This window comes from Shinella sp. SUS2, assembly GCF_001262505.1.
Taxonomy (GTDB): domain Bacteria; phylum Pseudomonadota; class Alphaproteobacteria; order Rhizobiales; family Rhizobiaceae; genus Shinella.
Window position 1 is genome coordinate 121,617 of sequence record NZ_KQ410741.1, and the last position, 13,702, is coordinate 135,318.

Genomic DNA, 13,702 nt, shown 5'->3' on the forward strand with positions numbered 1-13,702 from the left:
ATGACAAACGAAATCGCAATCGCAGTGCGGGTGGCCGCCCGCGCCCTTGGTCGTGCCGGTCTCGTGCACGCCTACGGTCATTGCTCTGCCCGTATCGACCAGCAGCACTTCCTGACTTGCCCACCCCGGCCGATGGCCCTGGTCGAGCCGGGCGAACCTTGCACCCTGGTACCGGTGACGGGTGATCTACCGGCCGGTGTTCTGGGTGAGGTGCGCATCCACCAGCAGATTTATGCGGCACAGCCATCCGTCGGTGCAGTCATCCGCTTCATGTCCCCGTGTGTCATGGCACTCGCAGCACTCGGCCGTCGGCCACAGATGCGGCACGGCTTCGGCACCTACTTTGCGCCTGGGGTCGGTTTCTGGGACGACATCCAGCTGATCCGTGATGACGGGCGGGCGGAAGGCGTCGTCACGGCCATGGGCGACAGCGCGGGCGTCTTGATGCGCGGCAACGGCGCGGTCGTTCGCGGCGGAACGATCGAGGAGGCGCTGATGCTCGCCTGGTATCTGGAAGACATGTGCCGCGTCGAGCTTGCCGCCCTTGCTGCGGGATTGGCCAACGAAGCGCCGGTCATAACGGCGGCGGATGCCGCGCAGCGTGCGACGCTCGGCGGCGGCATTGTGGAACGGATGTGGGACTACCTGACGGCCGGCGACCCCGAGCGGGCGGCCTGACGGAAGCGGTCATGCGAAAGGACAAGATGTGAAGACCTATCTCAATTTCATCGACGGCAAGTTCGTCCGCGGCAGCGCCGAGACCTTCGCCAATCATTTCCCGAGCACCGGCGAGGTGATCGGCGAGATTTCCGCCGCCGGCCGGACCGAAGTCGATGCCGCGGTTGGCGCGGCGAGGGCGGCCTTGAAGGGGCCGTGGGGCCGCATGCCGCTTGCAGAGCGCGTCGCGCTGCTGCGCAAGGTCGCCGATGGCATCAATGCACGTTTCGATGAGTTCCTGGCGGCTGAAATCCACGATACGGGCAAGCCCCGCTCCATCGCGTCACATATCGACATCCCTCGCGGCGCCGCGAACTTCAATGTCTTCGCAGACCAGATCCTCACGGCCTCGACGGAGACGTTCGAGATGGCGACGCCCGACGGCGCCGGCGCGCTCAATTATGCGCTGAGGCTGCCCCGTGGTGTCATAGCCGTCGTCTGCCCCTGGAACCTGCCACTTCTCCTGATGACGTGGAAGGTCGCGCCGGCGCTCGCCTGCGGCAATACGGTCGTCGTCAAGCCATCCGAGGAAACGCCGGCAACGGCAACGCTCCTCGGCGAGGTGATGAATGCGGCCGGAATCCCGCCGGGCGTCTACAATGTGGTGCATGGCAAGGGGCCGGGTGCTGCCGGCGAGTTCCTGACAAGCCATCCGGATGTCGATGGTATCACCTTCACCGGCGAGACGCGGACCGGCGAGGCGATCATGCGCGCAGCGGCCGGCGGCATTCGCCCCGTCTCGCTGGAGCTCGGCGGCAAGAATGCCGGCATCATCTTCGACGACGCCGATCTCGACGCCACGCTGGAAGGGATCGGACGCGCCTGCTTCGCCAATACGGGGCAGGTATGTCTCGGTACGGAGCGCCTTTATGTGCAGCGCGGCATCTTCGAGCGGCTGGCCGAGGGCCTTGCGCGCAAGGCAAACAGCTACCGGTTCGGCGATCCTTTTGATCCGGCGACGACGATGGGCCCGCTCATCAGCGCCGAACATCGGCAAAAGGTCCTGTCCTACTATGACAAGGCGCGGGCCGAAGGCGCGACGATCCTTGCCGGTGGCGGGGTGCCGCAGCTTGCCGGCTATGAGAACGGCTATTGGGTGGAGCCAACCGTCTGGACCGGCCTTCCACAGCACGCGCCCGTCATCACTGACGAGATTTTTGGACCCTGCACGCACATCACGCCCTTTGACACGGAAGAGGAGGCCGTCGTGCTGGCAAATGACAGCCCCTACGGGCTGGCAACCTCGATCTGGACCACGAACCTGTCGCGCGCGCACCGTGTATCGCGGCAGATCGAGGTCGGCATCGCCTGGGTCAACTGCTGGTTCCTTCGCGATCTCAGAACACCCTTCGGCGGATCGAAAGCCTCCGGCATCGGCCGGGAAGGGGGCATCCATTCGCTCGAATTCTACACCGAGCTGCGCAACGTCTGCATCAAACTCTGAAAGGCCCCTTGATCATGCTGAACGAAGAACAACGCGCGCGCTGTGTCGCGAGCCTGCTGGAAAGCCACCGTACCAAGGTGCAGGGGCCGCGTCCCTCGGAGATGTATCCCGAGATCGAGATCGCAGATTCCTATGCGATCTCCTCCGCCGTGGCAGAGGCTAAAATCAAGGCCGGCGTGAAGATCATCGGCCACAAGATCGGCCTGACGTCAAAGGCCATGCAGGCCGCCTCGAAGATCGATGAGCCCGACTACGGCTATATGTTCGACGACCTCGTGCTGGCAGATGGCGCGAAGGTGCGGTTCGAGGACTTCTGCGTGCCGCGTGTCGAGCCGGAACTGACCTTCGTGCTCAAGGAGCCGCTGAAGGGACCGAATGTCGGCCTCGTCGATGTTTTGCGTGCAACAGAATGGATCATCCCGTCCATCGAGATCATCGACGCACGCGTTACCGAACCGCGGAGGATTTTCGACACGGTCGCCGACAACGGCGCGGCCGCCGGACTGGTGCTCGGCGGGCGGCCCGTTCGACCGACGGATGTGGACCTGCGCTGGGTCGGCGCGATCTTCTATCGCAATTCGGAAATCGAGGAGACGGGACTGGCCGCCGGCGTTCTCGGCCATCCGGCGATGGCGGTCGCCTGGCTTGCCAACAAGCTCGCCCCATTCGACGTGACGCTGGAGCCGGGCCACATGCTGCTGTCCGGCAGCTTCACACGCCCCGTCTGGGCCAAGAAGGGCGATACCCTTCACGCCGATTTCGGCCCGCTCGGCTCGGTCGCCGTGCAGTTCGTGTGAGGCGATGATGCAGGCTCCCCGCAACACGTTCAAGCGCCGGCTCCTTGCCGGCGATACGCAGAACGGGCTCTGGCTGTCCCTCGGCAGCCCGATTTCCTCCGAGGCTCTCTCGCTTGTTGGCTTCGACTGGCTGCTGTTCGACACCGAGCATTCCCCGATCGACCTTGCCAGCGTCCAGCCCCTGTTGCAGGCGGCGGCCGTGGGCACGGCCCAAGCCGTCGTCCGCCCCGCCTGGAACGACAAGGTGCTGATCAAGCGTGTACTCGATATGGGTGCGCAGACCCTGCTCGTTCCCTTTGTTGAAACTCCCGAGGAGGCGGCGGCAGCCGTAGCCGCCACACGCTACCCGCCCAAGGGGCTTCGTGGCGTCGCTGGCGCGACCCGGGCAAGCCGCTACGGCCTGACATCGGACTATTTTGCCGTCTCCGACGACGAGATCGCCGTGCTCGTGCAGATCGAAACCACCAATGCCCTTGCCAGGCTGGAGGAAATCGCGGCTGTTCCGGGCGTCGACGGCGTCTTCATTGGTCCCTCCGATCTCTCCGCCTCCATGGGTTTTCTCGGTCGCGCCGGAGCGCCGGAGGTCCAGGCCGTGCTTGAAGATGCGGCACGCCGCATCGTCGCCACCGGCAAGGCCCCGGGCATCCTCGCCACCAACGCGGCCGACGCCGTCCGCTACAGGCATTGGGGCTACCGCTTCATTGCCGGTGCGGTCGATCTCGGCCTCCTGGTGAAGGCCGCCCAGGGTGTACTCAAGGATCTGGCGGACGGCTAAGCCGATCAGTGGGCCTGCCGCTGCCCGCACGCCAACGGCAGGTGCTTGTGTTTGCACTATCCGCGTGCTGGCACGCAGGCTTCCAGGCGAGGCCGATGAAGGGCTCTCAAGGAGAGGAGGGGCACCCTTCATCGCAGGTGCCACGCTTGGCTTCACCTGATGTCACGGCGGCAGCCGCTGTCCAAGGCTGCCGCCGTGCGTTCAGCGGTTGTTTCAGCGCGCGTGTTGTGCGCGGGCGTCGAAGACGAAACCGAGGAAGTTGAGCAGAACCTGCGCGGCGAGAATGGCGGTCCCGCCAGTATGGTCATAATCCGGTGCAACCTCGACAAGATCCATGCCGACCACCTCGTTGCGACGCGCCAGGCCTTGGAGCATCTCAAGCACCTCATAGTAGAGGAAGCCACCGTGGCTGGGTGTGCCGGTGCCCGGAGCGATCGAGGGGCAGAAACCGTCGATATCGAGCGTGACGTAGACGCGTGCATTTTCGGGAATACGGTCGATCACACCGCGTGCGCCAAGCCCTCGCGCCTGCCGGACGGAGAGGATGTCGGATCCCATGCTGCGGGCTGCGTCGTAGCCATCCTTCGCCGTTGACGAAACGTTGCGGATGCCGACCTGCGTCAACCCGCTCACCCACGATTTTTCCGCTGCCCGGCGCATCGGATTGCCGTGGCCGTTGCGCACGCCATGGCGCTCGTCGACGAAATCCAGATGGGCGTCGATCTGCAGGATGTGGATCGGGCCGCGGCCTTCGAAAGCCTCGATGCAGGGAATGTTGACGGAATGATCGCCGCCGATCACCACAGGCAGTGCGCCAGCGTCCAGGATCGCATTGACGCCCTTGCGGATGTTTGCATGGCTCTTTTCCGTGTTCGTATGCACGATGTCCGCGTCACCGATGTCCACGATACGCACGCCCTCGCCGAGGTACATGCGGTCATCTTCGTGGTCATAGGCTCCAGCGTGGCCGAAGCTGAACAGCGTTGAGGCTTCGCGCACCGCGCGGGGCCCGAAGCGCGAGCCCGCGCGGAACTGGGTGCCGAAGTCGAAGGGCGCGCCGAGCACGGCCACATCCGCATCGATCTTCGTCCAGTCTTCGACATAGGGGCGCTTGCCGAAGGTCGAGATGCCGACGAAGGGTAGATTGAGCCTACCGTTCTCGTAGCCGTGCGCATTGCCGGATTTTGTATCCGTCATGAAAAGTCTCCTTGTGATTGAATTTGGTCAGCGGAACGCGAGGTCACGCAGCCCGAGCGAGATCCACGGGAACAGGCTCAGCAGCACGGCGACCAGCAGCAGGATGAGAAGGAAGGGCGGTACGCCACGCACCACATCGACGAAGGGTCGGCGGAACACGGCGACGGCCGTGAACAGATTGCATCCGAAAGGCGGCGTCGCCGCTCCGATGGCAACCTGCAGCGTGACCAGGATGCCGACCAGCACCGGATCGAGCCCGGTCGCGGCCACCAATGGTGCGAAGATCGGCACGAGGATCAGCATCACCACCAGTGAATCGACGAACATGCAGCCGATGAAGAAGGCGAGGTTTATCACCAGCAGCACCTTCATCGGACCGGCACCTTCCAGCCCTATGGCAGCCAGAATCTGCTGGGGCACCTGGGCATAGGAAATCGTCCAGGAGAAGGCCGCGCCCGTGGCGATCAGGATGAAGACGACGGAGGTCATCATTCCTGTCGAAAGGGCAATGTTCCAGAGATCCTTCAAACCGATCGAGCGGAAGATCAGGAGCTCGAGCAGCGTGGCATAGAGCACGCAGATCGCGGCCGCTTCGGTGGGGCTGAAGATGCCGCCATAGATGCCGCCGACAACAAGAGCCGGAAAGCCGAGCGGCCAGAGCGCGCGCCGCGCCGCATGAAACCGCTCCGCCCAGGTGGCCCGGCGTTCGACGGGAAGCCCTTCCTTCCGGGCGACATACCAGCACCATACGGAAAACAGCACGACCACGAGCAGCCCCGGCCCGATGCCGGCGATGAACAGTTCCGAAATCGACGTGCCCGAAAGGACCCCGTAAACGATCATGCCGATCGACGGTGGAATGAGATAGGCAAGGTCGGCCGCGTTGACGATCAGTCCGATAGTGAAATCATCGCGGTAACCCGCCCGCAGCATGCGCGGCCGCATGGCCCCGCCAACGGCGACCACGGTTGCCTGGGTCGAGCCGCACACCGCTCCAAACAAGGCGCAGGCGGATGTCACCGAAATCGCCAGGCCCCCGCGCAGGTGCCCCATGAAGCGCATCACGAGGTCGACCAGCCGGTCGGCCGACTGGCCGCGCGTGATGATGTCGGCGGCAAGAATGAACATGGGGACGGCAACGAGCGCGGAAGGCTTTACCCCACCGATCATCTGCTGGACGATCTGCTGCATGGCAAGATCAGGCAGGTACAGCCAGAAAGCAAGAACCGTCGCGGCGAGAAGCGGCATCATCATCGGATAACCTGCCAGGAGCAGCAGGCACATGACGGCGATCATCATGAGTGTCATGGTTCAGCCTCCCGTGGCGCGGGCAGGACCGGCCTCTTCGCCGACCTGCAATTCGAGAAGTTTCGTCACTTCGGGATCCTCGAAGGCGTCGGTCTCTTCAAAGGAGACCCAGACCCCCTCCCGGCGTGTGACATTGGCGACGACGGCAAGGAGGTATTGGATGCCGGTCAGCGCGAGGCCGACGACGACGACGACATAGGTTGTCCAGAGCGGCAGTTGCATCGCTGGTGTAAGCCGCCCGCGGGCGGCAACCTTGGCGACATATTCCCAGGCATGCCATGCAAGCAGGAACATGGCGGCAGCCGTGGTCAGCGCGATGGCGGCCATCAGCCACCGCCGGGCGGTTTCCGGAACCAGATCGTAGACCGCAGACATGCGGATGTGGCGGCCTTTGCGCGTCACATATCCAAGGCCCATGAAGGTGGCGGTCACCATCAGGATCTCGTTCAGCTCTTCGGAAAAATACAGACTGTGTGCCAGGACGTATCGGCCGAAGACATTGGCAATCGTGTTCAGCGCCATGACGATCATCGTCAGGCTGAGAACCGCCGCCTCGAGGAAGGCGATTCCATCATCCAGCCGCAAAAGGGCGTTCCGGCGCGAGCGCGGTGCTTGTTCCATGATTCTGTTTCCTGATCCGGGATGCGCCCGGCAAATTGCCGGGCCGCGCGCCCTATTGAACGGACTCGGCCTGGAGCTTCTTCAGGAGCGCGCCGGCATCGGGGCCAGCGACATCCGCAACGGCATCGGCTGTCACCTTTGCGCGCTCACGAAAGACTGCCCGCTCGGCCTCCGTCAGCTCGACCAGCTTGATCGTGGGTTTGGCCGCCTGGATCTTCTGCAGCCGCTCCTGATTGAAGCGCTGCACGACCGGGGGAATGAAACCGTTGAGTTCGGCGAACGTCTTGTCGAGAAGTTGCCGACGATCTTCGGGCAAATCCTTGTACCAATCGTCGCTCGCAAGAACCGCGGTGATAAGTTCCTGCTCGCCGGCCCAGATCAGGTAATCCGTGACCTCGTAGAACTTCATCTCCTCGATCGTCGGAATGGGATTGATCTGGCCATCGACCTGGCCAAGTTGCAGGGCGCCGTAGACTTCGCCGAACGGAACCGGCGTCGGCGAGGCACCGAGATCCTCATAGGCCTTCAACAGCATGGGCGAAACCATCACGCGCATCTTGAAATTGGCCAGATCCTCCGGCTTGCGGATTTCCTTCCGGGTGGTCCAGACCTGCGGCCCCTCGCTGTAGAGAGCGCCAAGCTTCAATCCCTTGGTCTCGAAATGCCCTGCCAGCTCCTGATGGATCACGGGACTGGTCGCCAGCATGTCGTTCATGCGCTTGGGATCGCTCGGCAGAACATAGGTTGAGAGAAAGATCTGACTCTCCGGAACGATCGTGCCGAGATTACCGACCGAAAGGTTTGAAAGCTGGATGACCCCGTCCGCCGTCTGTTCGGCCACTTCGGTCGGCGTGCCGAGCGAACCCAGCGGATAGACCGTGACCTTGACCTCTCCGGCGGTCGCCGTCTCGATGCGCTTCTTGAACTCCTGCGCATAGCTGTCCATGATCGAGCCGGGAATTTCCTCAATTGCGAATTTCCACTCCTCAGCCTTCGCGACATTGCCGGCGAAGGCCACGACGGCAGCGACGGCTGCGGCCCTGGCAAAATTTTTCATGTTTTCCTCCCTCTGGTCGGCAGGCGCGACAGCCACGGCCGATGGCAGGAGTATTCAGGCGTGCGATAATTCATTAAATCGCAATCTTTGCACATTTACTTCAGAATAATTGAAGTTACGCTGAGCCAAACGAGGAGGCTCGGCGCCATGCGGATCAGCGACTATACCCTTCGCAACCTGCGCACCTTCTGTGCCGTCGTCGAGCACAGCGGCTTTGGCGGTGCACAGGCCGTGCTTGGCGGTAGCATCTCGGCCATCTCGACCCATTTGAAAGACCTTGAGCTGACGCTGGGCTTCACGCTCTGTCATCGGGGGCGGGCGGGTTTTGCCCTGACGGAGAAGGGGGAGGCCGTCTACGACGAGGCCAAGCAGCTGCTGGGGTCGATCGAAACCTGCGAGACAAGCCTTGGCCAGCTGCGCCGTGTCCTGACAGGCCACTTGCGCGTCGGAATCGTGGACAGCGAAGCCAGCAATCCGGAGCTCCCTGTCCACCTCGCCATTCGGCGGTTCTTCCTGCGCGAGCAGAAGGTTCGCCTGTCACTCGAAGTCGGTACACCCGAAACGCTCGCCAAAGGGCTGCAGACAGGTGAACTCCACGTTGCCGTCGGACCCTTTCCGCAGCGTCATCTCAACGTCGAGTACACCCCGGTCTATGTCGAGGAGCACGCCCTTTTCTGCGGCGAAAATCATCCTCTGTTCCATCGTCCCAATGAGGACATCACGCTGGCCGAGGTGTCACGTCACCCGGTCACGGTAAGGCCTTACCTGCACAAGAGTGAACTGGCCAAATTCCGCTCACCTATCGTGACGGCGTCGGTTTCCAACATGGAGGCGCAGGCCATGTTGGTACGGAGTGGCTGTTTTCTCGGATTCCTCCCGACGCATTTCGCGCGGCCCTGGGTGCAACAGAACGAGATGCGGCAGATCAGGGGGCTGGAACTGGAATGGCAGTCGCAGTTCTATGTTGCGCTGCGCGCCCGCCCGACACCACCGGAAATCGCCGTGATCTTTGCAAGGGACATCTCCCTGGAGTTGTCACGCGTCGGCTCGTCAGTGTGAAGCTGAGCGACCATCGATCGCGAGGCGCTTGACTTCTGCCTTGGCGCAATGGGCGTGCGCCAATCCTTGCCTCGGCTGTTTTTCTTAAGACTATCATAGACAACCACGCCGATCGCTCTGCGATCGGCGATGCGGAGAACCCTGTGCGCCAACGGAGAATACGGCGCGGTCCGCACTATCTGGGTTCGCTCAGCAAAGACGGATCACTCTTATGCCGCCCTGCTCAATACTCGGGAATGCTAAAACACGAGGCAAATGCCTATAGTTTAACCAATTTTTATTCACATATATGCAATCTTCGATAACAAATGTCCGCGCAGACACTCCATGGTAGTGATTTTAGCCCCGAAAAACACATTTCGTCACTTATCAGATTTGGAGTAGTTGCAATGTCCATTCGCCTGAAACTCCTTTCCTGCATATCTTTGCTTGTTGCCACTCTGGTCGCCATAGCAGCTTTCGCCCTCTATGCTCTGAACGAGGAAGCAAAGCTCGTACGGTCGATCGTGGCCGACCGCGTCATACCCATGAGCCAGTTGAAGACGATAGCCGACGAATATGCCGTGAAGATCGTTGATACCGTTCACAAGGTCGCAGCGGGCACGGTAACAAATGAAAAGGGCGAACAGGATATCCGGTCGGCTCTCAAGAACATCGACGGACAGTGGGCCATATATCTTTCGACCAAACTGACGGCTGAGGAGGAGCGGCTGGCCAACCAGTTTGGGCAAAACCTTGAAAATGCAGCAACGCAGCTCGGTGGGCTGGTGGACCTGGTCGCGACGAATGACGATAGGGCTCTCGCAGAGTTTGCTACCAACGCGCTCTATCCGCTTGTCGATCCTCTAAGCGAGGATATCAACAAGCTCATTGCCCTTCAGCTCACCGCTGCTGAAGACGGCATGGCGGAAGGGGAAGCCCTGAAGTCCCTGTTGTTGGCGATCATGGCCCTCATCGGCGCGTTTGCTGCGGCTATCGCAGTATTTTCGATCTGGACCGTCATCAAGGGTGTCATCAAACCGATCGATATCATGACAGATACGATGGCCTCTCTGGCTGGCGGCAAGCTCGACATTGCCATCTATGGCGAGGAGCGCAGGGACGAGATAGGCCGAATGGCAAAAACGGTCGCGGTTTTCCGTGAGAACGCTTTGGCGCGTATTCGTCTTGAACAGGAAACGGAAGCCAGCCGTTCATTGTCGGAGGAGGAGCGGGTCGCGCGAGAGAAACTGAAAGCGAAAGAAGCTGCCGATGTTCAGTTCGCGGTCGACAATCTGGCTGCCGGTCTTGCGAAGCTGTCGGACGGCGACGTGTCACACAGGATCGAGCGGCCATTTACGGCCTCGCTGGATTCCGTGCGCAACGACTTCAACAACTCGGCCGAAAAGCTTCAGGACGCTCTAAACAGGGTCGCGCAGAACGCCCTTGGCATTGACGCCGGCGCGAACGAGATCAAATCGGCGGCCGACGACCTGGCCAAGCGCACGGAACAGCAGGCGGCAGCCGTGGAAGAAACGGCCGCAGCTCTCGAAGAAATCACGAGAACGGTCAAAAATTCCACGGCTCGCGCTCAGGATGCGGGTCAGCTTGTCGTCCGCGCAAAGGTTGGCGCTGAGCAGTCCGGTGATGTCGTACGCCGCGCCGTGCATGCTATGGAGCAGATCGAGAAGTCAGCCAACGAGATCAGCAACATCATCGGCGTTATCGACGAGATTGCGTTCCAAACGAACTTGCTGGCGCTGAATGCAGGTGTCGAGGCCGCACGCGCCGGTGAAGCGGGCAAGGGCTTTGCTGTCGTTGCACAGGAAGTGCGGGAACTGGCCCAGCGTTCCGCCAGCGCTGCCAAGGATATCAAGGGGCTGATCACCACGTCGAACAATCAGGTGCGTGAAGGGGTTCAACTCGTCGGCGATACGGGGAGGGCGCTGGAAACGATCGTGTCCGAGGTTCAGGAAATCAACCGGCACGTGGCAGCGATCGTGGAATCGGCGCAGGAGCAGGCTTCAGGCCTTCAGCAGATCAACACGGCCGTCAACCAGATGGATCACGACACGCAGAAAAATGCCGCAATGGTCGAGGAATCGACCGCCGCCAGCCACGGTCTGGCGCGGGAAGTGGCATCGCTGAGACAGTTGCTGGCACAGTTCAGGCTCTCGCATCCGCAATTGCGGACCACGATCTCTGCATCTTCTCCGCCTCGCGAGACCGGAGCCTATGACACCGCACCTGCCTTGCCGGTTCGGGCGCTCAGCCGCAGGATCGCGTCGGCCTTCTCGGGCAATGCCGCTCTCGATACCGGCAAGGATAGTTGGGAAGAGTTCTGATGAGCGTCGTGCATTTGGATGGTGGCGTTCACGCGCGAAGCGCGGCTTGCGGGAGCGTCTCATGCTAAGCTCCGTGCCGCATGTTTAGCCGGTTGCAGATCTCGATGAGGTCTGCGCCGGTGACGGATAAAGGATCGGCTCCCTCTCGAAAGCCATTTCCGCACGCGACCGTTGGTGTTTTCGGCAGTTCCTTTTGCCACGGCAACTGCGGATCCCAGAACCACGTCTGGTTGCCGATGCTCACCTGGAGGTATGGCCAGTCGGTGAACTCCGGTCCACCGTCGAAGGTGATGGAACGGCGGGCGAGGTGGGACAGGGCTTGTAGTCCCTTCCCAAGGCTGTTCTTGACCGGTCGGGACTGCCGATCGTTGTTGCGCGGGAAAATCGCGACCCGGCTGACCGGTTCGACCAGTGATATCACATTGGCTTTTCCGAACGTCTTCCAAAACTGGATAAGATCGCTTTCCCAATGCTCGAACTGCTAGCGATCGGCCACGACATCCGGGTGACGTAAAATATTGAGATCTGGGCCAAACCTCTGACCATGCTTGCGTCTGGCGTGAAGGGGTCGATGTCTGGCACGATGCTCCGGCACATGTTGCCATAGCTTGATCGCCTGGCCGTCGGTTAAGCATTCGAACTTGTAGGTCGTTTCGTGGCTGACCGAGATTGGATGCAGCTCCAGACGCCTCCTTCCGGCAATCTGTTGCGGCGATCAGACGTGCTTGATCCGATCGATCACGGATTGACGGACACGCGAGCCTTGCTCCCAACGTTGGCGTTGACCAGCGCATCGAGAGGCGAGACTGTCGCATTGCTAAATAGCCACGACAGCCAATGATCACGTAAGCGGGATAATGTGCGATTCTCTAGGGGGCGAGGTTTTTAAGGTTACTAACCTTCCAGCCGGTCACCGTGGGTTGGTGCAAAAGGGCTAATTCCTTGCTACACCGCCACTTTTCCACCTTCCCGCAAGCATCCGCCGCATGCCGCCCGATCCTTCGTGGCGCTCTCGAAGTACGGCCCTCAGACGATCCGTAGCGCAAGAGCATCGAATCGCGCAGCATCCTGCCTCTCATCCCGCATCGCGCCCATGGCTTTTTGCCGGATGCCTCATCGACAGATTTGTCGCGACTGGATCTTGTTGAAGACAGCTATTTGGTGGTGCAGTCATACGGTAGTCGGCGGCGGGCGTACGCTTCCGCGGCATGCAGGGATCGGTTCAAGGAGCCCACGATACGATGAGCAAGTCCAGCTACAGGGACATTGCCCGCCTTGCCGGTGTCGGTACAGCGACCGTGGAGCGGGTGCTGAACGGGCGTGGCGGCGTGCGCCCCGAGCTCGCCGAAAAGGTGGTGATCGCCGCCCGCAGCCTGAACTATCCCCGCACGCTGCCCGATGCGCACCGCGGCTTGCTGCGCATCGAAGTCCTGATGGTCCGCCCCGAAACGACATTCTACCGGCGCCTTTCCAAGGCATTCGAGCGCATCGCAGCCACGCTGGATCCGTTGGTTGTCGTGCATCGCAGCTTTACCGAGGAAATGAACCCGGAGCAGATCGCCCGCCACATCCGCTCGACCGATTTGTCGCGTGCTGGCCTGATCCTTGCCGTCCCGAACAGCCCGCTTATCAAGGCGGCAGTGGAAGCCGTGGCGGCCCAGGGCGTGCCCATCGTGCATGTCGTCACCCGTGCCCTGGAGAAGACCGGGGCCTTCGTCGGCATAGACAACGAGGCCGCCGGGCGGACGGCCGCCTGGTTCATCGCCCGCATGGCCCGTACGAAAGGCCCTGTCGTCGCGCTTTGTCATCCGATCTATCAGGTACACCGCGATCGCATCCGCGGTTTCTCCAGTTACTTCGCCGCCCATCCCGGTCCCATCGCCTTCGAATGGCTGGGTTTCACACGGGACGAAGAGCATTTCAGCGCGGAGACACTCGCAATCGCGCTGGAGAAATATCCTGATCTCGTCGGCCTCTACAATGCCGGCGGTGCCAACTCCGCCCTGATCAGCGTGCTGCGCCGCCATCCGCGGGGCAGGGAGATCCTGTTCATCGGACACGAGTTGACTGATTACACCCGCGCGGCGCTCAGCGATGGCATCATGGATGTGGTGCTGGACCAGGCGCCGGAAGCACAGGCCCAGCGCGCGCTCGACCTCGTCCTCCGCCGCATCGGCCTGACGGATGTCGAACCGGACCCAAGCCCCATCCGCTTCATCACCATCACGGCCGAAGGCCTCTGATCTGATTTGATCAAGGAACCGTTCGGCATTCCCGCTCGCTCTTGATAATTTCCAGGTCGGGAGGAGAGCCGGTTGCGCAAGGCGCAACAGGGCCAGCGGCGCGACATGCGCCCTTCCAACAAGGAAATTCAGCGAGTGTGAAACCGCTCGCACGTCCGAG

General features: G+C 61.7%; 11 protein-coding genes and 1 pseudogene. 7 read left to right on the forward strand and 5 right to left on the reverse strand.

The genetic code is table 11. From position 1 onward, the window contains the following. Genes AKG11_RS26060 through AKG11_RS26075 form a run of 4 tightly spaced genes read left to right on the forward strand, consistent with a single transcriptional unit; the run spans position 1 to position 3,733 of the window. A complete protein-coding gene (locus AKG11_RS26060; protein ID WP_050746029.1) occupies positions 1-678 on the forward strand; it encodes a class II aldolase/adducin family protein in 678 nt (225 codons plus the stop codon). Positions 679-706: 28 nt separating this feature from the next. Next, positions 707-2,161 (forward strand): 2-hydroxymuconic semialdehyde dehydrogenase, encoded by a 1,455-nt coding sequence (locus tag AKG11_RS26065; RefSeq protein ID WP_050746030.1) that lies wholly within the window; start codon positions 707-709, stop codon positions 2,159-2,161. Between the two features lie 14 nt (positions 2,162-2,175). Next, the gene (locus AKG11_RS26070) at positions 2,176-2,958 is read left to right on the forward strand and encodes a fumarylacetoacetate hydrolase family protein (RefSeq protein ID WP_050746057.1); all 783 of its coding nucleotides are present in this window, start codon (positions 2,176-2,178) and stop codon (positions 2,956-2,958) included. Positions 2,959-2,965: 7 nt separating this feature from the next. Continuing rightward, on the forward strand, positions 2,966-3,733 hold the full coding sequence (locus tag AKG11_RS26075; RefSeq protein ID WP_023513514.1) for an HpcH/HpaI aldolase family protein: 768 nt from the start codon (positions 2,966-2,968) through the stop codon (positions 3,731-3,733). Between the two features lie 213 nt (positions 3,734-3,946). Here the strand turns inward: AKG11_RS26075 and speB are convergent, their stop codons facing one another. The 4 genes from speB to dctP are packed head-to-tail and all read right to left on the reverse strand — an operon-like array spanning position 3,947 to position 7,916. After that, positions 3,947-4,930 carry an agmatinase gene (gene speB, locus AKG11_RS26080; protein ID WP_023516999.1) on the reverse strand — a complete coding sequence of 328 codons (984 nt, stop codon included), beginning with the start codon at positions 4,928-4,930 and terminating at the stop codon, positions 3,947-3,949. A 27-nt stretch (positions 4,931-4,957) separates the two neighbouring features. After that, complete coding sequence (locus AKG11_RS26085; RefSeq protein WP_024269928.1) at positions 4,958-6,238, reverse strand: TRAP transporter large permease; 1,281 nt, start codon at positions 6,236-6,238, stop codon at positions 4,958-4,960. A gap of 3 nt (positions 6,239-6,241) precedes the next feature. After that, a complete protein-coding gene (locus tag AKG11_RS26090) occupies positions 6,242-6,859 on the reverse strand; it encodes a TRAP transporter small permease (protein ID WP_050746031.1) in 618 nt (205 codons plus the stop codon). A 52-nt stretch (positions 6,860-6,911) separates the two neighbouring features. After that, positions 6,912-7,916: a TRAP transporter substrate-binding protein DctP gene (gene dctP / locus AKG11_RS26095; protein WP_024269930.1), complete on the reverse strand. Its 1,005-nt coding sequence runs from the start codon at positions 7,914-7,916 to the stop codon at positions 6,912-6,914. Between the two features lie 147 nt (positions 7,917-8,063). Here dctP and AKG11_RS26100 point away from each other — a divergent pair, with 147 nt between their 5' ends. Further along, complete coding sequence (locus tag AKG11_RS26100; protein WP_050746032.1) at positions 8,064-8,975, forward strand: LysR family transcriptional regulator; 912 nt, start codon at positions 8,064-8,066, stop codon at positions 8,973-8,975. A 389-nt stretch (positions 8,976-9,364) separates the two neighbouring features. After that, positions 9,365-11,299 carry a HAMP domain-containing methyl-accepting chemotaxis protein gene (locus AKG11_RS26105; protein ID WP_050746033.1) on the forward strand — a complete coding sequence of 645 codons (1,935 nt, stop codon included), beginning with the start codon at positions 9,365-9,367 and terminating at the stop codon, positions 11,297-11,299. A gap of 82 nt (positions 11,300-11,381) precedes the next feature. Here AKG11_RS26105 and AKG11_RS26110 read toward each other — a convergent pair. Further along, positions 11,382-12,059, reverse strand: a pseudogene (locus tag AKG11_RS26110) (IS30 family transposase); the annotation flags it as partial. 481 nt (positions 12,060-12,540) lie between these two features. Between AKG11_RS26110 and AKG11_RS26115 the strand changes: the two are divergent. Continuing rightward, complete coding sequence (locus AKG11_RS26115) at positions 12,541-13,542, forward strand: LacI family DNA-binding transcriptional regulator (protein ID WP_050746034.1); 1,002 nt, start codon at positions 12,541-12,543, stop codon at positions 13,540-13,542. Positions 13,543-13,702: the final 160 nt, after the last annotated feature.

Bases quoted from the DNA above. Each gene is read 5' to 3' on its own strand.
- AKG11_RS26060 (WP_050746029.1), top strand. From the start codon at position 1: ATGACAAACGAAATCGCAATCGCAGTGCGGGTGGCCGCCCGCGCCCTT.
- AKG11_RS26070 (WP_050746057.1), top strand. From the start codon at position 2,176: ATGCTGAACGAAGAACAACGCGCGCGCTGTGTCGCGAGCCTGCTGGAA.
- AKG11_RS26075 (WP_023513514.1), top strand. From the start codon at position 2,966: ATGCAGGCTCCCCGCAACACGTTCAAGCGCCGGCTCCTTGCCGGCGAT.
- speB (WP_023516999.1), bottom strand. From the start codon at position 4,930: ATGACGGATACAAAATCCGGCAATGCGCACGGCTACGAGAACGGTAGG.
- AKG11_RS26085 (WP_024269928.1), bottom strand. From the start codon at position 6,238: ATGACACTCATGATGATCGCCGTCATGTGCCTGCTGCTCCTGGCAGGT.
- AKG11_RS26090 (WP_050746031.1), bottom strand. From the start codon at position 6,859: ATGGAACAAGCACCGCGCTCGCGCCGGAACGCCCTTTTGCGGCTGGAT.
- dctP (WP_024269930.1), bottom strand. From the start codon at position 7,916: ATGAAAAATTTTGCCAGGGCCGCAGCCGTCGCTGCCGTCGTGGCCTTC.
- AKG11_RS26100 (WP_050746032.1), top strand. From the start codon at position 8,064: ATGCGGATCAGCGACTATACCCTTCGCAACCTGCGCACCTTCTGTGCC.
- AKG11_RS26105 (WP_050746033.1), top strand. From the start codon at position 9,365: ATGTCCATTCGCCTGAAACTCCTTTCCTGCATATCTTTGCTTGTTGCC.
- AKG11_RS26115 (WP_050746034.1), top strand. From the start codon at position 12,541: ATGAGCAAGTCCAGCTACAGGGACATTGCCCGCCTTGCCGGTGTCGGT.